The sequence below is a fragment of the Vibrio sp. 10N.222.47.A9 genome, assembly GCF_963872585.1.
Taxonomy (GTDB): Bacteria; Pseudomonadota; Gammaproteobacteria; order Enterobacterales; family Vibrionaceae; genus Vibrio; species Vibrio splendidus.
The window spans coordinates 1-299 of the sequence record NZ_CAWNBB010000069.1 but is presented as its reverse complement, the minus strand read 5'-3'; the positions used below and the strand labels follow the sequence as shown (position 1 = coordinate 299).

Here is a 299-nt window from a genome sequence, read left to right as displayed (position 1 = left end):
TCATTAAAAGCTTAAGGGCTAATCCAATTTCGCTCGCCGCTACTTTCGGAATCTCGGTTGATTTCTCTTCCTCGGGGTACTTAGATGTTTCAGTTCCCCCGGTTTGCCTCCTGTTGCTATGTATTCACAACAGGATACTTGCTTATGCAAGTGGGTTTCCCCATTCAGGAATCCCAGACTCAAAAGGTTATTACTACCTAATCTGGGCTTATCGCAAGTTATTACGCCTTTCATCGCCTCTGACTGCCAAGGCATCCACCGTGTACGCTTAGTCACTTAACCATACAACCCGAAAGGGT

Annotated in this window: 1 rRNA gene (running past one end of the window); it reads right to left on the bottom strand. The window is 46.2% G+C overall.

Annotated features, from left to right (window positions below):
* A 23S ribosomal RNA gene (locus AACT19_RS21120) occupies positions 1-282 on the bottom strand (its annotated part extends 2,490 nt beyond the left edge of the window); the annotation flags it as partial.
* Between the last annotated feature and the right edge of the window lie 17 nt (positions 283-299).